We start from the raw sequence: 21,330 nt of genomic DNA on the forward strand, positions 1-21,330 counted from the left end.
GCATAAAATTTAACTTTAAGTAGCGCTTACAATTAAGTTATTATTTTAACTGTATTAATACTAAGCCCGAGAACACTTTGAATTATTTAGCTCACCTTTATTTAGCACAGCCTACAGCCGATTCTCACTTTGGGAACTTGTTGGGCGACTTTGGTGGTAAAAGGCATGTAGAACACTTACCAAATACGGTTAAAAACGGGCTCGATAACCACTATTTAGTCGATAAATTTACCGACTCTCACCGCGCAGTAAAACACGCTAAACAGTACTTTTCACCCGAGCGTAAGCGCTTTGCTGGTGTAGCTATTGATGTGGTGTTTGATCATTTTTTAATTGTGCATTGGCAGCGCTTTAGCGAACAACCTTTAAGTGATTTTAAGTACACCAGCTATCAGCTTTTAAATAATCGCATACCTGTTATGCCAACGCGTATGCAGCATGTTGTAACAAGTATGACTAAAAACGATTGGTTTAAAGAATACGAAACCATAGATGGAATAGGGCTAGCACTTGACAATATTGCCAAGCGCATTCGCTTTGCTAACACTTTTGCGGGCGCTGCTGATGATATAGCAAGGAATTACGACGAACTAGAGGCTACTTTTTTAGAATTCTTCCCTGAACTGATTAAGCATGTAAGTGAGTTCGACCTTGAAAGCACCCCAAAAAATGACATAAAGCGCTTTATTTAATATCTTCATTAATTGTTAACCTTTTGTGATTATTTAATGTAAAAAAAGCGCTACTCTAATACAAATTAATTTTTGAGTGTTTTTAATGAATCGCAATTACTTGGTTATTGTGAGCTTTGCTGTTTTAGCGGCATTTCAATCCGGTGTTGTATTGGCTTTCGACTTTGACCTAAAATCAGTACGAACCACTATTTCAAACCCAAATACTAGCCATGCGTTAATATACGATGACTTGGCTGGTAATCAAAAAACACTGTTTTCGTTAGAGCCCATAAACAACCAACGTGTGGGTGTGTTTTTTGATATTAACGACATTGAAATTGGCTATTCAGCCGATATTTTTGAAGATAATGTTGAAACAAAAACACAAGATATACTGCTTTCATACAGAAAATTTAAAAACTCTAAAATCACTTTTAACTATCAAACGCTAGAAGGGCTGCAAAGCACGGCTAGCAACCTAAGCGGCAATCAAACGGATAAAATTTTCTCGCAAAATACACGTTCAACTAAGTTTGAGCTATCTGGCCAGCACAACTTTTATACCTTCAATAATAAAGAGTCTTTGTTTGAGCACTTTTTTCTTAATAGGCCAAAGCTAAGCAGCAAATTTGACTTGTCGTTAAGTGTTGTTGGCGCGTGGTCTTTCAAACATGTATCTCTTGAGAATAAAGATAATATTGTGTTTCAGGCTGATTTTTTAAATTCGTCTGCACCACAGGTCACTAAGTTAATTTCTAATTCGTATGGGGCGAGTATTGGCTCGCTTTTATCATTTTCGTTGCCGCATAATGTTCACGTATTTGCTGAATACAAAGTAGGTAAGGGAAATATTCGAAATACAGACCCTGGGCTGGGGTTAAAAGATTCGGGCGGTGAAAAAGTAGCGGCATACGGCGGTGGTATTTCTTGGACTTCAAGTAACAAAAAACTCATGGTAGTACTACGTGCGTGGGAGCAAACAGGTAGGCATATAGACACTTCTTTTGGTGACCTGTCAGTAATTAAGTTTTTTTAATATTGAGTGCTGGGACTCTCACTTAAGTTTTTTCAGAATTTTAGGGATAAGTGATTACACCTGCATGTAATTACTTAATAGTAATGAGTGCTTAGTTAGTCTTTCATTGAGCGCCATGCAAATGTAGATGCTGCAATAACGATCGCAATGGCAATACCTAAGTAGAGTGTTTCTATTGTGCCGCCGAACTCAACTGCGTGCTCTAAAAATAGTATTACCAGTACAACTGAAGTTACTTGTACCAGAGTTATTTTTAAATCATGAAAGTCTTTAATATTAAAAGCAGCAAGAAATTTACTTTCCTCAGGCTTAGATGGTGTTATAAATAGTCGGTACAAGCTAATAGCAATAACTTGTAAGGTAATTCCGATTAGTAGCAAATCAAGAATTTTCAGTAGTTCAACTATTAGGGCTTTACCGGCTTTAGCTGAATCAGGCAGGTCAAATAGCGTTGTTATTACTATATTAGCTACAATATTAATGCATGAAACATAAACGAGTAATGATGATATTGCAGCGGTAATAACGGCGATTACGACCAAAAACCGACTTGTTTGGAATATATTTTCCATGTTGCTCAACTTTATAATTAGACCTGACTTATACGAAACGTAGCTTAAGTTAGATCCCTTACGAACTTTTTACTTTTATATTTGCTTTAACATATTGGCTATTTACTTGTTAAGCATAGAAATAACAAATTTAACTGGAATATTATGAGTAAGAATAACGATGTACCTCAGGCTTATGTTAAGCAAGAGGAAGGTTATAGAATAAAAGCCTTAAGATTATATCCTTGGGTATGCGGGCGTTGTGCTCGTGAGTTTGAATACTCAAATTTACGTGAGTTAACGGTGCATCATGTTGATCATAACCACAGTAATAATCCTGAAGACGGAAGTAACTGGGAGTTATTGTGTATTTATTGCCACGACAATGAGCACAATAAATACCACGAGCATATTATGTATGGCGGGTCGACTACAGATCGCAAAGTTGAGGCTGCGACGCATTCTCCATTTGCCGATTTAAAAGCGATGCTTAATAAATCAAAGTAATATTAGTTAAATTAAGAGCTTAAACCTAAAATTTTATTAATTTAAATGGCATTTTGAGGGTGAACGGTTATAAACCGAAGCAACCTCAAAATTAACTTTAAACTGGTTTTATTAAAGCTCTTTTGCTGTTTTGTCTTTTATGTCAAACCAGTTTGAATTGGCTGAAGTAATCAAGCCTGGTACGTCTTTTAGCCATTGTTTTTGAACCGATTTATCAAGATTTAAATAAAGTTTGTTTTCAACAATTTTGAACGCTTCAGGATCTACGTCAAACTTTTTCTCCATTGATACACCAAACGCACAAAAGCCACCAAATTGCGGTGCGTACTTTTCTGGGTTAGCTCTAAATAAATCGCGGTGTTTAGCTGAGCTGAACTTATAAATGGCATTTTTATGCGTTGCGGTATATTCAGAACTGCCTGTTACCGCTTTGTTTTGGGTAAAGTAAGCAACGGTATCGTAGCCACTAATTGCAATGTCGTTAACGTCTGCATTTGCGTCTATGTCTGCTGCAAAGCTTAGTGAACTTGCAAGGACTGATGCTGCAAAAAAAGCTGATTTAGTGAGTGTCGAAAATTTCATGTGTATCTCCAAAGGGTAATTTAATTAGTGTGTTTGTTTAAAACTCAACTGTACTTTATCGTTATTGCTTGGTTAATATGCGTCTATTAGTCTATATTTTCATACCAATAATCCAAAGAGGCGCTTATGGACGTACTTTCGAGTGTACTGAGTCACTTTTCGCTTAATGCCAATGTGTTTTTTAGTGGGAACATGTGCGGTACGAGTGACTTTAGTGACGATCAAGGTGTTGGGCATTTACATTTATTACGTTCTGGTACGTTAAAAGTGCGTAGTAATAGTGGCTTTGAAGTGGTTTTGTCTAAGCCTTCTGTTATTTTTTTTCCTCACTCTACAGGGCACTGTTTATTTTCGGATAAGGGTGACGGTGCTGATTTAGTGTGTGCACAAATTAACTATCAAAGCGGCGGGCATAGCCCTTTATTGCAGGCGCTGCCTTTTTGCTTAAATTACGAATTAACGGGTGATGGATTATTAGCGCAGAGCGCTTTTTGGATTTTTGATGAGGCATTTAAAGACGCCAGCGGTAAGCATTTAATTATAGATCGCTTATGCGATGTATTTTTAATTAGTGTTTTGCGCAAGGTATTAGAAGAGGGCACCATTAAAACCGGGATGATGGCAGGGCTTGCCCATCCTCAGTTGGCTAAGGTATTAATAAAAATACACCAAACCCCAGAGCAAAGCTGGTCGCTTAGTGTTATGGCTGAGGCGTGTGGCATGTCGCGCTCTAAATTTGCTGACACGTTTAAGCGAATTATAGAGCAAACACCAGCTGACTATTTGGCTGATTGGCGTTTGTCAGTTGCTAAAAAGCTTATTTTAAAAAATCAAAATATGGATTTAGTGGCTAATCAGGTTGGGTACGAAAATGGCTCTGCACTTGCTCGTGTATTTAGAAAAAAAACAGGGCAAGCGCCAAAGGAGTGGTTATTGAGTCAGCAGTAAATTTTTAGTTTCTTTGAGTAAGCTGCATTTTTGAATCTGGTGAAGGTTTTCGTAATATCAAATTAATAGGGTCTTAATTTACCTCAGAATCACGATAAAACCAGTCATGCCCGAGGTTACGACTTGAGTGAACTTCGGGCATTTTTATTTAAGATAACGTCGAAATTAAATTTTAATCGCCTTAGTAGGAGTTATTGATAATCCACTAAAATACTTCATTACCAATTGGCCTTGGCTGTTTTTTTCTATTACTAAGTAATTGTTTGAATTAGGATAGTAAAAGCTATTTTTAGACATCGTAATAAGTTTTATTTTATCGCCGCCAGTGCGCTGTGAGTACAAAACGTCATTTTCAAAAATTAGGCTGCGTAAGGTATTTTCATCAATACGATAATCACCCAATACGGGCGCTAATTGCAGCTCTGTTACCTCTGCTTTTTTAAACTCGGGGAGTGCAATACCCAGTGCTTTGGCTGTGAGTTTTTCGTTCATAAAAATAGGGTTTATGTGGTTTGAATTAGCGAGTACGGCTACATATAGCTTTTGCTCTGGAATATAGCGTGCGTGCGCTAAAAAGCCATTTATTCCGCCAGTGTGTTTAATTACGGTGTATTCATTCAAAGGCTTAATAATTAATCCGTAACCATAGGATGAAAAGCTGCCGTCGTTGAGTTCAAAAGGGCTGACCATCTTCTCATAACTTGCTTTACTAATAAGCTTGCCAGACGATAACGCACTAAACCAAATGTTTAAGTCAGTTGGAGTAGATATAAGCGCACCTGCGGCATATGGCCAATCCATATTAATGTAGCTGGTATTGATAAATCCTTCCTCTGTTTGCTCATAGCCAGATGCGCGATGGGCAACAATTTCTTGCCCTTCATAACTACTCTGGTTCATTTTTAGCTTTTTAAATATGTGTTGTTCAATAAAGTCTTTGTAAGACTGGCCACTTGCTACTTCAATTATTTTACCAAGCAGTGAATAACCGGTATTTGAATAAGCCATGGCTTCGCCGGGTTTAAACACCATTGGGTGTTTGGCAAATCGCGCTAACGCATCGTCAACGCTGGTGGGTACTTGTATTTCTTTATCGAATAAGTCGTCGTCATCTGTGTAGTTGGCGATGCCTGAGGTGTGGGTTAATAAGTTTTCGATTGTGACGAGGTTGCCCTCTGTTGGGAAGTTTGCAACATACTTATGAATATCATCGGTAACCGCTAGCTTACCTTGCTCTTGCAGCATCATAATTGCAGCTGCAGTAAATTGTTTTGAAATAGAACCTAAACGCAAAACGCTTTGCTCATTAAGTGCAATGTTATGCTCAAGGTTGGCAAGCCCGCGCGCTCCTTTAAAAAGTACTTTGTCATTTTTACTTATAATTACCGATACCCCAGGCTCGTTTTCAGCAAGGTTCTCGTTAAGAATTTGCTGATACTGCGAGGCTGTCGGGTTGGCTTTTACAAGGCTGGGTGTTAATAGCGAGAGGGCTAACAAACAGCTAGCGTAAAATGGCTTAATCATATTCATCCTTTTTAGTTTTTATACCAAACCTGTAGATAGGCTTAGCGATCCTTGTGTTTTATAGTGAGTTAATATTGCACAGCTAAAAAGTAAACACAATTATCGGATTTTATAGGGGCTCAGTAATAGGTATAATCGGTGCGTTTATTAGTTTTTATTAAATTTTTACAAGGAAGTTGTTGATATGCCTGATGTAACGGCTCTATTTTATATTGCCATAATGGCCTTTTATTTATTGCGCTCAAATGATGGAAGTAAGTTAATTATAACTACGATCGTTTTAGCTGCTATTCCTCTATTTACGAGCGATTATTGGCAGTGGTTACAATTAAGTGGGCTGTTAAGTGTCATTATTTTAATTATAGAAAAAGAGAAAGCAGGGGCTACCGCAGGCGGTGCAATTGCGGTGTTAGTCGCTCTATTTATTGGGGCTTTTATTGTAAGTATAATTATTAATGCTGCATGGACATTTACGAGTAATTTTAAGCTTTCTACTTTTGAAGTTAAAGCTCCCTTAAGTTACGGATGGTCTACTCATATTATTTGGTTGTATTGTCTTACTTTTGTTATACCGCTATTTGCCATTTTACGCGGTATTAAAAAGCCCGTAGCATTCTTTGGCACTAATTTAACCGCACTCGCTTTAGCTGTATTACCACACTATTGCGGCTCATTTATTTATGGGCTTATGCTAAGCGTAGCTATTATTGCTTCTCTTTATTTAGTCGCTTTCGTGTTTAAAACAGATTCTGAACAACGCTTTATGTTTACGTATATGGGTATGAGTGGACTACTAACAAGCTGTATAGTTAAAGGTGTAATGGTGGCCTATTTTTAAACTTCAGCTGTTTATTTTATCCATATTAAAACCAATCTGCTGCAACTTGTAGTGGGGTAGGGTCGCTTTTTTCAGATACCCAAAATACTAAGGCTTGCTTTGTTGGCGATATTTTTTTAGCGCGAGGCAGGTTTAAGTCAGTTAATGATAATTGTTGCTTAGTTTGCATGTCACTTTGCTCGTAGCCAATAACAACAAAGTCGTGTTTTAACTTATGGCCTGCGTTTTCGCCGCTGTGTATTTGTGTTTCTATGCCAAAGCCTAACAGAGCTACATGGGCTATTAAGTTTTGGTTAGTATCATCTTTGGTATTAACAGTATCGTATTCGAGATTAATTTTACTATTGTTTATAGTCGCTTTTAAATTACCTAAATGAGGGGCTTTAGCTACAGGAATAGCTTGCTTATAAAACCAACCTTGCCACCCGCTGCCGTTAACCATAAATCCTGGGGTTGCTACAATCCTACTTTTACCGAGTGCTTTATAAGTACGTTGTCTTTTACTAAAAACAGCAGAGGCAAACGGGTCTTTCCATCCTAAATAATCCCAATAAGTAACATGAAAATTAATAGGGATTAAATCAGTCCATAGCTTTTCATCATCTGTAAACGTTGAAATCCAGCGCTCTGCTGGTGGGCAACTACTGCAACCTTGCGATGTGTAAAGCTCTAAAAAGGTAGTCGGATTAGCTGTACTGGAAATAGTTACTTGCTCAGCAGCTTGGCTTTGAAAGCAAAAAATTATTAACCCAACAAGTGAGATAAAAAATGGACGGGATAGTGCTTTAAAAGGCATGTTACTTCTCGCAAAGGTTGATATTGCATTCAGCCTAAATGATATTTACGAATGAAGTATCACGAAATACTCACAATTAAATCACGTTTTAACTGTATATTTTACTTGGTTAAAACTTAATTTGAACACCCGCTCAAGTTGTGTTTTAATCGTTGCTCAATTATTGAGGAACTTTACATGATTAAATTTTATTTTCACCATACTCCTAACCCAATGAAGGTTGCACTCTTTTTAGAAGAAACAGGCTTACCGTTTGAACTTGTTCCTCTTGATACTTTAAAAGGTGAGCAACATACACCTGAATTTAAAGCAATTAATCCAAATGCTAAAGCGCCAGCAATTGTTGATGGTGAAACTCGTGTGTTCGATTCGAATGCTATTTTAATGTACCTTTCTGAAAAATATGGAAAGCTAGAAGGCAAGGGCGATAACCGTGCTGAAATGCTGTCGTGGTTAATGTTTATTGCATCTGGTTTGGGTCCGTATTCAGGGCAAAGTGTACACTTTAGACACATGGCGCCAGAAGGGCTTGATTATGCGGTTAATCGTTATTTACGTGAAGCGCAGCGCCATTACGAAGTGCTTGATACGCATCTTGAGGGCCGCGACTTTATTGTGGGTGATACGTATACCATTGCTGATGTATCTGCATGGGGCTGGATTGATAAAGCACCGGTTGTATTAGGTGAAGAGGGCTTAGCACCGTATCCAAATCTTAAGCGTTGGTTTGAAAGCATTGATAGGCGCCCAGCGGTTGCACGTGCACGCGTAATTGGTACTGATGTAGCCTTTAAAAAAGAGTTTGATGAAGACGCTAAAAAAGCATTTTTCCCTTCAAACTACCCAAAAGTATAAAAAGTACTTAATATAAACAGCAGAGCAGTTAGCTGATCTGCTGTTTAGTATTTTATGGCTGTGTTAACGCCTCTTTATTTTCATCTGCCACGAATAAATTAACTTCCTCGGTGTGCTGGCTTACGCTATTTCTTTTTAGGGCGATGTATAGGTCTGAGTGAATGTATATACCCTCTGTTCCTGACTTCATTCCTGCAATATCAAACCATGAGAGCAGCTGGCGTTTTCTGCCTGCAAGTTCAAGCCTTATATCGCGCTTTTTAAATATAACGTCGAGATCGGCAAGCATGGCCATTACACTTAAATCTAAGTGAGTAAAGCAGGGCACAGCGTCAATTATTACACATTGTGTATCGTCTTTTTGTCTTGCGTATTGCTCAAGTAATCTGCGTTTAAAGTAGCTGGCATTAAAGTAAGTTAAAGGTGAATTAAAGCGGTAAATAAACACGCCTTGCACCGCTTTTGCTTTATCTGTGGCGTCTAAACTTCTTACTACGCCGTTGATATCTACGCCGAGTATATTATCGGTTGGGCGCATTACGGTGCGAATAAACTGAAATAACCCCAGTAATACAGCAAGTGTGATCCCTGGTATAACGCCAATAAATAACACGGCAAGTAAGGTGGCTGATGCGAGATAAAATGCCTGTTTATCTTTTCGTTTTAATTGCCAAACAGCTTTTAAATCGAGTAAATGAACAGAGGCAATAATGAGTACAACACCTAGCGCTGCGCTTGGAATAAATTCAAGTGGGGCTGTTAAAAATACGGCTATGGCCGCAATAATGGCCGCTGCTATTATTGATACTAACTGTGTTTTACCACCTGTTGCATCGTTAACAGCGGTGCGTGAGTCGGCGCCACTGACTGCAAAACCTTGCGAAAGAGCTGACGCTATATTGGCAATACCTAACGCTCTAAATTCTTTATCGGCGTCTATGTCGTAGCCATTTTTAGCAGCAAAGCTGCGGGCAGTTAGCATCATACTAACAAAGCTCACGATGGCTAAGTTAAGTGCGGGGACCACTAACTCACGAATAATCCCTAAATCAAAAACAGGGGTATTAAAAACGGGAAGTCCACCTGTTACGGTGCCAATGGTTTTTATATCAAGCTGTTTTAAATCAAAAATCCACACCAAAAGCGCACCAAAGGCAATGGCGAACATAGATGCAGGCCACGTGGGTTTTACGCGTTTCATCACAAAATAAACCGCCAGTGTAAACAAAGCCATTAATAAGGTGGGGACATGTGTTTGCGCTAGGTATGTGGGCACACCACCTAAGCGTTCAAGTAGGTAGCGTTCGTCAAAGGTAAAGCCAAATACTTTGGAAAATTGACCAACAATAATAGTAATGGCTACGCCGTTTAGTAATCCCATTAAAATAGGTTTAGATAAAAAGTCGGCTAATACACCTAGCTTAAATTTACTGGCTATAAAGCACCAAAAGCCGGTCATAGCGGTCATGGTGACAACAAGTTGCCAATGTTTAAAACTGTCACCTGCAGCAAGAGGTGTTACTACTGCTGCAATAACGGCGCAGGTAGCAGCATCAGGGCCTACTATTAACTGTTTTGAAGTGCCAAAAAGTGCATATAACATCATTGGCAATATGCAAGAATATAACCCTACGGCAGCATTAACACCGGTTAGCTGTGCGTAAGCAATGGCAACAGGTAAAGCTACGGCAGCTACCGATAGCGCTGCTCTTAAATCATCAGCAAACCATTGTCGCTCATAGTGCAGCAATGTATCTAAACCCGGCATAAAATTATATAAACGCGACAGCACTTCAACTTTTCCTGTTAATAGTAATAACGCTTTGATAGTAAATTTAATATTCAAATAAGTATAGCTAGAGGAGAGTATTTTTACGTAATACCCACTGTATTGAATTAGTTATTTACTATAGCGATGGAGGGTTATTTAACTCGGTAGAATAATCATGTTTTTAATAAGGTTGTATAATATAAAGCCACTTTTTTATAGACGTAAAAAAGCCTGCATAAAGCAGGCTTTAGTTTCCAGGGAAAATTAAAATTTAGCGCGAATACCAAAGCTGTAACGACGATCCGCTTCAGTGTACTTCCAAGCACCACCTAGTTCAGATAGGTAGATTGAAGGCTCACCCGTTAAGTTAGTCGCATTACCTACTAGCGTAATATTTTCGTTAATATCCCAGCTTGCAGAGAAATCTAACTGGCCTCTGTCGTCACGGTAGTTATTACCGTAAACAGTGCCTTCTGCTGAAATACTGCCATCTGAGTTAATATTTTCTACGCGTTTTTCGTTTTCAGTATCTAAGAAACTGTCACGGTAGTTATAAGCGATACGAGTAGAGAACCCTTCGTATTCCCAAAATACTTGTAAGTTATATGTATTTTTAGAAATATCTAATAGTGGGTTGCCGTTTGGTTGTTCGCTGTCTGCATACGTGTAGTTTGCATTAACACCTAAGCCAGAAAATGCACCAGGTAAGCTTGTAAAGAACTGTTGGTAACCCACTTCAAAACCTTGTACTGAGCCGTTTTCACCATTTACATTTTTAACTGTATCGATACCCGTTAGTCCTGCGTCACGCAGACCTGCAACATGGTTAAAGCCATCTGCATCTACAGGGAAATCAGTTGCGTCAGAGTATACTAGGTTGTCTTGTGAAACACCTGCAACGTCAAGCTGACATACTTGGTTCCACTGCGTTACGTTTTGACCAGTTGAAGTGCTTGAAGAAGCCTGACAGCTGCTTTCGTTACTTAAGAAAGACTCAACATCTTTATAAAATACAGCGAAAGATAGTACGTTACCTTCATCAAAGTAATGCTCTACTGATAAGTCGTACTGCGTTGCACGGTATGGTTCTAAATCAATAGATCCTTGCGTTGCACCCGTAATATCGTTATTAACGTCAAATGCAGGGCTTAGCTCGCTAAAGTCAGCGCGGCGCATAACTTTTGCAGCAGCAAAGCGGAATAATGTTTCGTCTGAGTAGTTATACGTAACGTTTAAGCTTGGTAAAAAGTCGCTGTAGTCATTGTCGCCAGTTACTTTTTCGCCATTAAGAAATACGCTTGATTCTAAATCTGTAGTCACATAACGACCACCCACAATCGCAGTGATGTTATCAAAGTCTAAGTACGCTGATATATACACAGCTGCTGTATCTTCAACTACGTTACGGTATGCGCTTTCTTGGAACTCTTGGTTATCTGAAAGACTCCCCGTTGACGCTAGGTTAGTACCTGCAAGTAACTGCTGAAGTTGAGCGTAAGTATTTGCAGGGTTAGATAAACCGTTGTAGCTTAAAAACGTTAGTAGGTCGTTTTGACCAGAATTACCTAATTGGTCAAAAGAGTTGTCGTGGCTAACTGTTGTGAAGCTATTTGAAAAAGCAGCGTTGTAGTCATCAACCCATAAAGTAGCTAATGAACCATCTGAGTCGTTAAATGCATTTTTGTAAATGTCTTTAATTTCTACTTTGTATTGCTCATATTCGTAATCGCGGTTAGTAACACGTACACCTGCTTTTACTTTAGACACCCAGCTTAAGCTGCTGAGAGGTTCAAACATTTCAACATCAAAACGAATAGCTGTTTCGTCATTGTCTGTTCTTCTATCTTCACTTTTAAACGTACGAAGTGCTAAGTTTTGTGGGTCAGTAAATGCATTAGGATCTGAATGAATGATGCTTGGTAATTTATTACCGTCTTGAGAAAATGCACCATCATATAAATGATTTGTTAGCTGAGTTCCGCCACTTGCTTCAAATGTTGATTTTTCGATTGGGCGAAGTGTAAATTCAGAATCAGGTCTTACGCTTTCTGATGATGCTACTGCAATTTCGCCAGAGATTTTTATACTGTCAGTAAGGTTCCACTCTGCACCAAGTGCATTTGAAAACGAGTCAGTTTCACGAAAGTCACTGTATGTTTTAGGGATACCAAATTCGTTTGTTAGCGTGTAATTATTTACGCCGTTAGCATCTTGAGTTGTATTTGCATCTGTTGATAGTGAACCTGCAACACCTAATATAGAGTTACCACTTTGCTCACCAGAGCGTTTAGTGCCACTTAAATCAAGATACACCATGCCATTACCAGATTGCGGTGCCCACTGAAGTGATAAATTTACAGCAGTACGTTTACGTTGTTCTACATATTGCTCAACACTGTGCTCGTCTCGTACGATAGCGTTGCCACTTGGTGTATTACCTTCTTGGCCATTAATATCAATGTCTTGAGGTTTAACACGGCTAGACGTTTCATCTTGACGAATTTCACGATCTTGATACGAAAACATAGCAATGGCACCAAAGGTACCCATTTCGTCAAAGTCCCAGTTGTTACCAAGTGAACCACTAAAAATAGGTGCTACTTTTTCTGTTTTATCTGCATATTCACCATCTAATGAAACTGCGCCAGTTAGTTTATCTAACTCTAATGGGCGAACTGTTTTTAAGCTAACTGTTCCGCCTAATGCACCTTCAATCATATCGGCAGTAGGAGATTTAACTACTTCTACTGTTTTTAAGAAACTTGATGGGTAATCTTGTAAGCTAATACCGTCACGAGAGTCGCCAATAGTAGAGCGACCGTTTAATTCAACACGGTTTTGAGGTAAGCCACGAATCGAAACACTGTCACCCACACCAAAATCGGTATTAATAGATACACCAGTAATACGTTGCAGTGCTTCTGCAATATTATTATCAGGTAACTTACCAATGTCTTCAGCAACAATCGCATCTACAATACGTCCGTCAGTACGCTTAAGCATAGCGGCGGCTTTCATACTACCTAGCATGCCTTTTACTTCAATAACTTCAATATCTGCAGCTGCCGTTTCTGAAGCTGCCGGAGCCTCTTGCGCTGCAATAGTAGAAGAAGCCATTAATAAAAGGGCTGCTGCACTGATTGTTGTAGAGCTACTTCTTTTATGTTTATTAATTAATGTTGAAGTAATTTGATTGAGTTTCATGTATCTCTCCCGTTTGGGTACGACTTACGTCATTGTGTGTGTTGTTACTTGGTTTGGTTAACCAATTTAACTGCTGTTTCCCTGTAGTGTGTCATACAGGTGGTATGGTTGAAATTAGTCCAATTCAGCTTTTATTACAACCTTTGTTTACCAAAAATTCACAAGGTGTATTACAAAACGTTCTTTTATTTTGCTTATATTTAATAAATTTAATGGCTTATGATGTGTTTTTATTTTTTATATTTTGAATGAATTTTATTGAAGTATGTTTACCAAAGACGTTTTTTTATATTATTTGTACTATTAAATACACTTTTTAGTGCTTTTTTTAAATTTTATGCCGTACTTTTATACGTATTTAGTTTGTTTTTTAAGTGATGTTAAAATAATGAGATGTTCATTAAAGGTTGGGTATGGCTTATAAATTTGCGAAATAGTAAGGAGTATAAAATCATTAAATTTTATTTTGGTTATTTGTTTTGGTAATACCAATTTTCTATTGTTTTTATATGAATTTTGTATTAGAGCTTACTGATACATATCTATATATGATTATAAATAGAGTGATTTTTACGCAAAAAAAAAGCCCAGCATATTAATGCTGGGCTTTCTTAGATTAAATATATTAGCTTTTTAACTCGCCTGTAGATGATTCTAAATGGGCTCTAATAAACCACTGAAATTGCTCTAGGTCAGCTAGTTGGCTGGTGATCATATCTTCAGACACCGGATCTAATTCAGAAAGAGTCTCAATTGCTTTGCGGTGATCGCCATTAACGCCGTTGTATACTTTATCAAGTGCGGCTAAATGCTCGGTTACTAAACCTTTACCTACTGAGTATTCGTTCCATGTACGACGATCTACAATTGATTTAGGCGTACCAACGGGCACTCCACCAAGAGTCGCAATTCGCTCTGCAATTGTATCTGTCATTTCGCGCACAATGTCTACTTGTGGGTCTATCATTTCGTGTACGCCAATAAAGTTAGGTCCCACTACGTTCCAGTGAATATGCTTTAAAGTAAGCTGTAAATCTATCAATGCAACCATGCGGTTATCTAGCGTAGCTATTGTTTTTTGAGCTGATTCGTCACTCATACCTGGCGCGGTAAATTTAGTTGTTTTGTTTGATTCGTTATTGTTACTCATAATTTCTCCTACATTAAGTAATGTGTTGCTCATATAATATGTTGCGTTATGAGCATGACTTAAACTTAATGAAGCAACTGTTATGCCGTAAGTTGATTACTTTCAAAAGTGATTTAAAAACATGGGGTTATGTTTTTATTTAAGATTTTAGAGGCTGGAGGGATGATTGAATTTTTGAAAAGCCTGCATACATTTGTAAAATCTGCAGACTTTAATTTAATAACGCTTAAGTGTATTTAAACTTTGGCTATATATTCGTGCGCTTTTAAAACATCGAGCGGCACTATTTCTAATGATTTTTTATTTGTGGCTTCAAGTACCACTGGTGGCGCTACGCTCGCTGCAATAGCATGAAGCCATCTTACTGCACACAAGCACCATTTATCACCGGCTTTTAAACCTTCGAAATCGTAAAGAGGGTTCGGGCTTATTAAATCGTTACCTTGTGATTTTGAAAACTGTAAAAACTCATCAGTCATAATTGCACACACACTGTGATTGCCAAGATCTGATTCTGGTACATAACAAAATCCTTCACGTGTGTAGCCACCATTACCGCAACATAGTTTTAAACGTGTGCCAAGTACATTAAATTGATTCGCCATGAAATACCTTAATTTGTGGTGTTTAATAAATTTACTCTATCAGGAGTAACTCGCTTGAGATAGCTATAAAACTTAAAAGAGGAAAGGGGGTCTACACAAACTTAAGCCCGCAGCAAAATTGCGGGCTTAGTATTATTTATTTAATACGCAGTGCCATACAATCGCTATGGCCGTTTATGATCATGCTTTTATCAACACGTACGCCACCACCAGAGTATTTTCCGGCGGCTGTAAAACTACATATTTGTACAAAGTAGTCATCTACTTTAGGCAGTGCAAATAGTTGTTGGTATATTTGGTCTTGCTCGGCAAAGTGCCCCATTGTTTTTTCTATAACTTGCTGCTGTTCATCAACAAGTTGAATATTAGCACCACAACGTCCTACTATTGGTTTAACTACATAACCGGTTTGTAATAACTCGTCGTTAAGTTCAAACGCGGTATTAAGTAAATATTTATGATTAGGGAATAAACTCCACAGTATTGGTAAAATAGCCTTGTTACTTGGGATCAATGTCCACAGCGGTTCAAATACCATGACGTTTTTACGCAGCAGTACATCGACTAAGCGTGGCGTTTCACCAATTTTGAATTGTGGTTCAAAGTTATCACCTAATGATTGGTCGGCTTCACATTCTTCACGAATTTGATCAAGTGCGGTTTCCCACGACCACGTTTTCCACACGTAACTCAGTTGTGCGCCGTCTTCATCTACTATGTTGCCTGATTCATTCCAGCGAAGTGTGCTTAAGCCAATTACTAACTTACACTCAAAGCCCGCGGCTTCAATGGCTTCTTTCATAAATAATGCGTGGTAATGCTCTTCTGGTTCATCATCTTGCAGAATATGAACAAGACCTTTCACCTCACTTTTACGCCATGCTTTTACGAGATCTTTAAATAAATTTTGGCCTGCATCTACACCTGTTTTAACACCAAAGTGTTTTGCCCATTTACCCTGAACTTTGCCGCTTTCCATATAACACGATGCCGAATCGCAATTGTATTCGTAAACTTTTAAACCGGCTGCTGTTAAAGCAAAGTCAAGCCGACTGGTAATTAATTGGTTTAAGCGGTTATCCCACGATTGGCGAATTTTATTAAGCACAACATCGGGTAAATTAAACTTTTTTAATAACTCAGGGTGCTGTAGTACATAGTCGGTTGCATGCATAAATAAGCCATGCAGCTCATTTGTTGCATGCTCAATGCTTTGCTGCGCCGTTTGAGATATCGCAAAGTAATTATGTTGATCCGCAGCTACTGATGTAAGTTTATGGCCTTGCATCATTTCTACGTAGGCAGCTTCATCGTCATTCGCAATATTTAACCATGACTTGTTTGCTTGGCCTGTATCTACTGCTTTATGGGCTTCTATAATAAATAAATCAGTGTTTAGCTCAGACGTTGGCTCAGCATATTCTGTTTCATCAGTTTGTGTCATCCAGCCTAAAATAGTGGCGTCGCTGTAAGAGCACTCAATCCAATAGTCGCCATCTTTAGTTACTTTTGCTTTTAGTTCACGGCACCAGCTTTGATCTTTTGGCCATATTTGATGTCCTACATTTTGCTCAGCAAGGCGTATTTTATCTTCGTGCACTTCAACAACGACAGCAACATGGCCTGTTTCTTCAAACTCGCCGCCTTCTTCCCATATAAGTAAGCTACCTACTTGAGGATGATGTTTTGCACCATTTTTAAACGCGTTTAGTGGCAATCTGTTTTGGCTATTTACATCGCGCACTGAACGCAGCTCAAAAATATCGTAAGCCATAGCAATATCATCAAAAATATAGCTATGGTTGAGATACATCCATCGACGTGCAAACTCAACGCATTGCCATTTATAGCCCATGTAAATGCCATCAAGGTAACTACGATAGGCGCTACGATTAGGATAAATGCTTTCGTCAGCCGTATCATAATCAGATGAATACACAGCAACATTACCAGGTGCATAACCTAATAAGGTACCAAAATCACTAGCAGGAGCAGAAGATTTCATAAACAAAGATGTTCAAAATAAAGGTGTGATAATTTGCTGACTATATGAGCGAAACTGCGTTATAGCAAGATATAAAATATGTTTTTACGAAGGGGGATAAGTAAAAAATCACTCATTCATTAAAGAGTGAAAATACGGGAGAGTACTTTTATTAATAGTGTTAGGTTTGGTGTTTTTTTACTTGTAACTGCTTGAAATTTATTAATATTTTTGGCGTAATTATTACTGTTTAAATCTCAATTAAAAAATGGAGAAGCTATAGGTAACTTCTCCACTTTTATTATTCATATTTAGTGATTTTTATAATATGTAAAGCAGGTTAACGCGCTGCTAAATCATTTCAGCATCTATATGGCGTATTAGGTTTGATACCCAATTAACATATTGGCGGTGAATTTTTTTGCCGTTGTAGTTTAAGTTAATAGAGTCTTTATAGTTGATTGAGTATTCCGTTTTGTTATACGCAATATCGACAGTTAATTGGTGTGTTCGAATATCCAGTACACCTTTTATTTTACCTTCACTCATAGGCGTACACTTCCAACCAAGCTGAATACATGCCTTTAGAATACCTTTTTCTACGTCAGCTTCACTGTTGGTAATTGTTGATGTTTGTGGAATAGGGTTTTGTTCAAAGTCTCTTACTGCAACAGATGTTGAACAACCAGCAAGTACAGTAAGTGCTGCCGCTGTAAGTAAAATTGAGTACTTTTTCATAATAATCCTTTGTTTTAATTTCATCCAATTGTGTTGTCTCGCCAATATATGCGCGCTTAGGTGAGATTATCGGTAAATTTATAGATGAGTGCCAGCAGTAATTAGAAAATTAAGAGAGTTAACCGAGATTTATCTCGGGTATTAGCTTTATTTATGAACTAGTTAAAGTTTAATTATTTAAGCTATAGACCAAGGGTTAAAGCAAAATTATGTGTTGAAAGATTTACGTGAGCGATGACATGTTTTGAGGGAACGCTCTTTCTTTATGTTTTAAATTACTCCTATAGTCGTACTTTAGTTAATTTTTTGTTAAACTATTGCGCTTGGTATGGATTGAAGTCAGTTAAAAGTTTTTAAAACAGGAAAAACAATGGAAGACATAATAAACAACATTGATATAAATCAATATTTACCCGCTGCAATTACGTGGGCAACCAACATATTACTAGCGATTGCAATCTTACTTGCGGGCTTATGGCTGGCAGGCAAAGTACGCAATTTAATTATTGGCTTATGCCATAAATACACTCATCTTGATGATACGCTTTTTCGCTTTTTAGGCAGTATGGCTCGCTACATCATATTAGCGTTCGTTATTATTGCTGTGTTAAATCGCTTTGGTGTACAAACGGCCTCTATTATTGCTTTGCTAGGTGCTGCGGGACTTGCTATAGGCTTGGCGTTACAAGGTGCAATGTCGAACCTTGCCGCAGGCGTTATGCTACTTGTTTTCAGACCTTATAAAGTGAATGACTTTATTGAGGCCGCAGGGCGTTTTGGTAAAGTAACAGAAGTAGATATGTTTACTACTATTTTACAAACGTTCGATAACCAACAGGTTATTATTCCAAATAGTCAAATTTGGGGCGCGCAAATTATAAACCATTCACATCATCCAATTCGTGGTGTGGATATGCATTTTGGTGTTGCTTACGGTGAAGATACAACGGCTGTACGTAAAGTTATAGATGCCGTACTTGCAGCGCACCCACACATACTAAAAGATCCAGCTCCTTTTGTTGAAGTAGAAACTCTTAACAACAGCTCAGTAGACTTTTTAGTAAGACCTTTTTGTAAGGGCGAGCATTACTTCGATATTCTTTACACGGTGCCAGAGTTAATTAAAAAAGCACTGGATGAAAACAACATCGAAATACCTTTCCCACATCGTAAAGTTATTTTAGTTAACGAAAGCAAAGATTAACTAAATTTAAAACGATTTAAACCTAAGGGCACTTTTAAGTGCTCTTTTTTTGTGTGAAAAAGTTACATACCTGTGTAACCTTTTCTTTTATAAACCACTTCAAATACTACATTGTTATCTGTACAGCCCTTTTTTACTAGGTTGGATGGCTGGTCTTTATTTTGCATTTGCATAGTCGCTTTTAGCTTTAAAGCTCATAAAAACTATTGACCCATTAAATCAAACTGTATGAAGGACTAAACATGGCTGAATCATTTAAATACTCAGGTAATAAAGGGCATGGCGGTGAATTGCATCAAAAAGCGTCGGATGAACACCCTACCATGACCACCGCGCAGGGCTGCCCTGTAAGTGACGATCAAAACTCATTACGTGCAGGAAAGCGTGGCCCAGGATTATTAGAAGATCACATAATGCGCGAGAAGATCTTTCACTTTGATCACGAACGCATTCCTGAGCGAGTAGTGCATGCACGAGGTTACGGGGCACATGGGTACTTTGAAAATTACGACACGCTTGAAGATTTAACCTGTGCAGATATTTTTCAGCGAAAAGGTGAAAAAACCCCAGTATTTACTCGTTTCTCTACAGTTGCAGGTAATAAAGGGTCTCCAGATTTAGCACGTGATGTACGTGGTTTTGCGGTAAAATTTTATACCCAAGAAGGAAACTGGGATTTAGTGGGAAACAATATACCGGTTTTCTTTATTCAAGATGCGATGAAGTTTCCAGACTTAGTTCATTCAGCTAAAGCCGAGCCCGACCGAGGTTTTCCGCAAGCGCAAACAGCACATGATAACTTTTGGGATTTTGTGAGCTTATCGCCTGAGTCAATGCACATGGTTATGTGGGCAATGTCTGATAGAGCTATTCCGCGCTCTTTACGCTTTATGGAAGGTTTTGGTGTTCATACCTTTAAATTTATTAATGCCAAAGGTGAAGAGAAATTTGTTAAATTTCATTGGAAACCAAAAGGCGGCATGCAATCTGTAGTATGGAACGAAGCACTTAAGCTAAATGGCGCAGACCCTGATTTTCATCGCAGAGATATGTGGGAATCTATTGGTAATGGCGACTTCCCTGAGTGGGAGCTAGGTGTACAGGTGTTTGATCAGCAATTTGCTGATGAATTTGAATTTGATGTATTCGATGCCACTAAGCTTATACCTGAAGAGCAAGTACCAGTGCAAATTGTTGGCCGTATGGTGCTTGACCGTGTTGTAGACAACTTTTTTGCAGAAACAGAGCAAGTAGCATTTTGTACTCAAAACATTGTACCGGGGCTCGACTTTACACCCGACCCGCTACTGCAAGGTCGTAACTTTTCATACTTAGATACTCAAACTAAGCGTTTAGGTGGTCCTAACTTTACGCATATTCCGGTCAATGCGCCTAAATGTCCAATGCGTCATTTTCAGCAAGATGGCCACATGGCAATGCACAATCCAAAAGGGCGTGTTAATTATGAGCCAAACTCATGGAGCGGCGACGAAAACAACCCGCGCGAATGCCCAGTACATGGCTTTAAAAGCTCAAAGGAACCTGAAGTAAGCGGCGGTGATAAACTGCGTTATCGCTCAGAAACATTCAGCGATCATTACAGTCAAGCCCGTCAATTTTATTTAAGTCAAACAGAGGTAGAGCAGGCGCATATTCAATCTGCGTACGTGTTTGAGCTGTCTAAAGTTGAGCATTTACCAATACGAGAACGTTTGGTATCGCACTTGTTAAATATTGACGAAACCCTCTCAGATAAAGTTGCCGAAGGACTTGGCTTGCAAGAAATGCCAGACCCAGCTGAAGCTGCTATGCCAACACGTAAAGACTTACCTGTATCTGATGCGTTAAGTATTTTGAAAAATGCGCCCAACACCTTCAAAGGCCGTAAATTAGGTATTTTAGTAAGTGATGGCTTTAATGCAGACATCTTTGAATCGGTTACCAATGCACTTAAAAGTGAAGGCGCAAACTCTGAAATTATTGCCCCACAAGTTGGCGGTGCTAAATGCAGTAAAGGTAAGCACTTTAAAGCTGATCAGGTTATTAATGGTGGTCCATCGGTTTTATACGATGCGGTACTTGTACTCACCACTGAAGAGGGAGCCGAAAAACTAGCTGCTATTGCAGAAGCTAAAGACTTTGTAAGTGATGCGTATGCACATATGAAATACATAGGTTTTACAAGTGAGGCTAAGCCATTATTTAAAGCCGCAGGGCTCGATGATAAAGCAGATGATGGCTGGATTGATTTAGAGGCACACTCTGCCGATAAATTTATAAATACATTACGTAATTTAAGATATTGGAAACGTTAGTAAGCTCAATAATTAAAAAACCACAGCATGTAATTGTTGTGGTTTTTT

General features: G+C 38.5%; 18 protein-coding genes. 8 read left to right on the plus strand and 10 right to left on the minus strand.

Annotated elements, in window-relative coordinates; translation table 11 throughout:
• Positions 1 to 77 precede the first annotated feature (77 nt).
• A complete protein-coding gene (locus I6F54_RS04110; protein ID WP_197139860.1) occupies positions 78 to 692 on the plus strand; it encodes an acyl carrier protein phosphodiesterase in 615 nt (204 codons plus the stop codon).
• Positions 693 to 777: 85 nt separating this feature from the next.
• On the plus strand, positions 778 to 1,710 hold the full coding sequence (locus I6F54_RS04115; RefSeq protein WP_197139862.1) for a hypothetical protein: 933 nt from the start codon (positions 778 to 780) through the stop codon (positions 1,708 to 1,710).
• Between the two features lie 95 nt (positions 1,711 to 1,805).
• On the opposite strand, the gene I6F54_RS04120 is transcribed toward I6F54_RS04115, so the two are convergent.
• The gene (locus I6F54_RS04120; protein ID WP_007581432.1) at positions 1,806 to 2,282 is read right to left on the minus strand and encodes a YqhA family protein; all 477 of its coding nucleotides are present in this window, start codon (positions 2,280 to 2,282) and stop codon (positions 1,806 to 1,808) included.
• Between the two features lie 144 nt (positions 2,283 to 2,426).
• Here I6F54_RS04120 and I6F54_RS04125 point away from each other — a divergent pair, with 144 nt between their 5' ends.
• The gene (locus I6F54_RS04125) at positions 2,427 to 2,768 is read left to right on the plus strand and encodes a YajD family HNH nuclease (RefSeq protein WP_007581433.1); all 342 of its coding nucleotides are present in this window, start codon (positions 2,427 to 2,429) and stop codon (positions 2,766 to 2,768) included.
• Between the two features lie 111 nt (positions 2,769 to 2,879).
• Here the strand turns inward: I6F54_RS04125 and I6F54_RS04130 are convergent, their stop codons facing one another.
• Entirely contained in the window at positions 2,880 to 3,350 is a 471-nt protein-coding gene (locus I6F54_RS04130; RefSeq protein WP_197118635.1) for a YHS domain-containing (seleno)protein, read from the minus strand.
• A 126-nt stretch (positions 3,351 to 3,476) separates the two neighbouring features.
• Between I6F54_RS04130 and I6F54_RS04135 the strand changes: the two genes are divergently transcribed.
• The gene (locus I6F54_RS04135; RefSeq protein WP_197139864.1) at positions 3,477 to 4,298 is read left to right on the plus strand and encodes an AraC family transcriptional regulator; all 822 of its coding nucleotides are present in this window, start codon (positions 3,477 to 3,479) and stop codon (positions 4,296 to 4,298) included.
• Between the two features lie 165 nt (positions 4,299 to 4,463).
• Here the strand turns inward: I6F54_RS04135 and I6F54_RS04140 are convergent, their stop codons facing one another.
• Positions 4,464 to 5,822 carry a serine hydrolase domain-containing protein gene (locus tag I6F54_RS04140; protein ID WP_197139866.1) on the minus strand — a complete coding sequence of 453 codons (1,359 nt, stop codon included), beginning with the start codon at positions 5,820 to 5,822 and terminating at the stop codon, positions 4,464 to 4,466.
• A 184-nt stretch (positions 5,823 to 6,006) separates the two neighbouring features.
• Here I6F54_RS04140 and I6F54_RS04145 point away from each other — a divergent pair, with 184 nt between their 5' ends.
• Positions 6,007 to 6,660 (plus strand): hypothetical protein, encoded by a 654-nt coding sequence (locus tag I6F54_RS04145; protein ID WP_165740883.1) that lies wholly within the window; start codon positions 6,007 to 6,009, stop codon positions 6,658 to 6,660.
• A 25-nt stretch (positions 6,661 to 6,685) separates the two neighbouring features.
• On the opposite strand, the gene I6F54_RS04150 is transcribed toward I6F54_RS04145, so the two are convergent.
• Entirely contained in the window at positions 6,686 to 7,456 is a 771-nt protein-coding gene (locus I6F54_RS04150; RefSeq protein ID WP_165740882.1) for a DUF1223 domain-containing protein, read from the minus strand.
• 177 nt (positions 7,457 to 7,633) lie between these two features.
• On the opposite strand from I6F54_RS04150, the gene I6F54_RS04155 reads away from it, so the two are divergent.
• Positions 7,634 to 8,311 (plus strand): glutathione S-transferase family protein, encoded by a 678-nt coding sequence (locus tag I6F54_RS04155; protein ID WP_197139869.1) that lies wholly within the window; start codon positions 7,634 to 7,636, stop codon positions 8,309 to 8,311.
• A 52-nt stretch (positions 8,312 to 8,363) separates the two neighbouring features.
• Here I6F54_RS04155 and I6F54_RS04160 read toward each other — a convergent pair whose 3' ends face one another.
• The 6 genes from I6F54_RS04160 to I6F54_RS04185 all read right to left on the minus strand — a co-directional run bounded on the left by I6F54_RS04160 (position 8,364) and on the right by I6F54_RS04185 (position 17,763).
• Positions 8,364 to 10,103, minus strand: coding sequence for a SulP family inorganic anion transporter (locus I6F54_RS04160; RefSeq protein WP_197140065.1), 1,740 nt, complete (start codon positions 10,101 to 10,103; stop codon positions 8,364 to 8,366).
• Positions 10,104 to 10,346: 243 nt separating this feature from the next.
• A complete protein-coding gene (locus I6F54_RS04165; protein ID WP_165727645.1) occupies positions 10,347 to 13,286 on the minus strand; it encodes a TonB-dependent receptor in 2,940 nt (979 codons plus the stop codon).
• A 625-nt stretch (positions 13,287 to 13,911) separates the two neighbouring features.
• Positions 13,912 to 14,436 carry a DNA starvation/stationary phase protection protein Dps gene (gene dps / locus I6F54_RS04170; RefSeq protein ID WP_010553097.1) on the minus strand — a complete coding sequence of 175 codons (525 nt, stop codon included), beginning with the start codon at positions 14,434 to 14,436 and terminating at the stop codon, positions 13,912 to 13,914.
• A gap of 236 nt (positions 14,437 to 14,672) precedes the next feature.
• Positions 14,673 to 15,041, minus strand: coding sequence for a DUF2237 family protein (locus I6F54_RS04175; RefSeq protein ID WP_165727644.1), 369 nt, complete (start codon positions 15,039 to 15,041; stop codon positions 14,673 to 14,675).
• Between the two features lie 136 nt (positions 15,042 to 15,177).
• Positions 15,178 to 17,046 (minus strand): bifunctional glutathionylspermidine amidase/synthase, encoded by a 1,869-nt coding sequence (gss, locus tag I6F54_RS04180; RefSeq protein WP_197139877.1) that lies wholly within the window; start codon positions 17,044 to 17,046, stop codon positions 15,178 to 15,180.
• 330 nt (positions 17,047 to 17,376) lie between these two features.
• Complete coding sequence (locus tag I6F54_RS04185; protein WP_197139879.1) at positions 17,377 to 17,763, minus strand: hypothetical protein; 387 nt, start codon at positions 17,761 to 17,763, stop codon at positions 17,377 to 17,379.
• 370 nt (positions 17,764 to 18,133) lie between these two features.
• Here I6F54_RS04185 and I6F54_RS04190 point away from each other — a divergent pair, with 370 nt between their 5' ends.
• Positions 18,134 to 18,967 carry a mechanosensitive ion channel family protein gene (locus tag I6F54_RS04190; RefSeq protein WP_010553100.1) on the plus strand — a complete coding sequence of 278 codons (834 nt, stop codon included), beginning with the start codon at positions 18,134 to 18,136 and terminating at the stop codon, positions 18,965 to 18,967.
• Between the two features lie 242 nt (positions 18,968 to 19,209).
• Positions 19,210 to 21,282, plus strand: coding sequence for a catalase (locus I6F54_RS04195; protein WP_197139881.1), 2,073 nt, complete (start codon positions 19,210 to 19,212; stop codon positions 21,280 to 21,282).
• The last annotated feature ends 48 nt before the right edge of the window (positions 21,283 to 21,330 follow it).

The organism is Pseudoalteromonas sp. SWXJZ10B, from assembly GCF_015864475.1.
GTDB lineage: Bacteria > Pseudomonadota > Gammaproteobacteria > Enterobacterales > Alteromonadaceae > Pseudoalteromonas > Pseudoalteromonas arctica.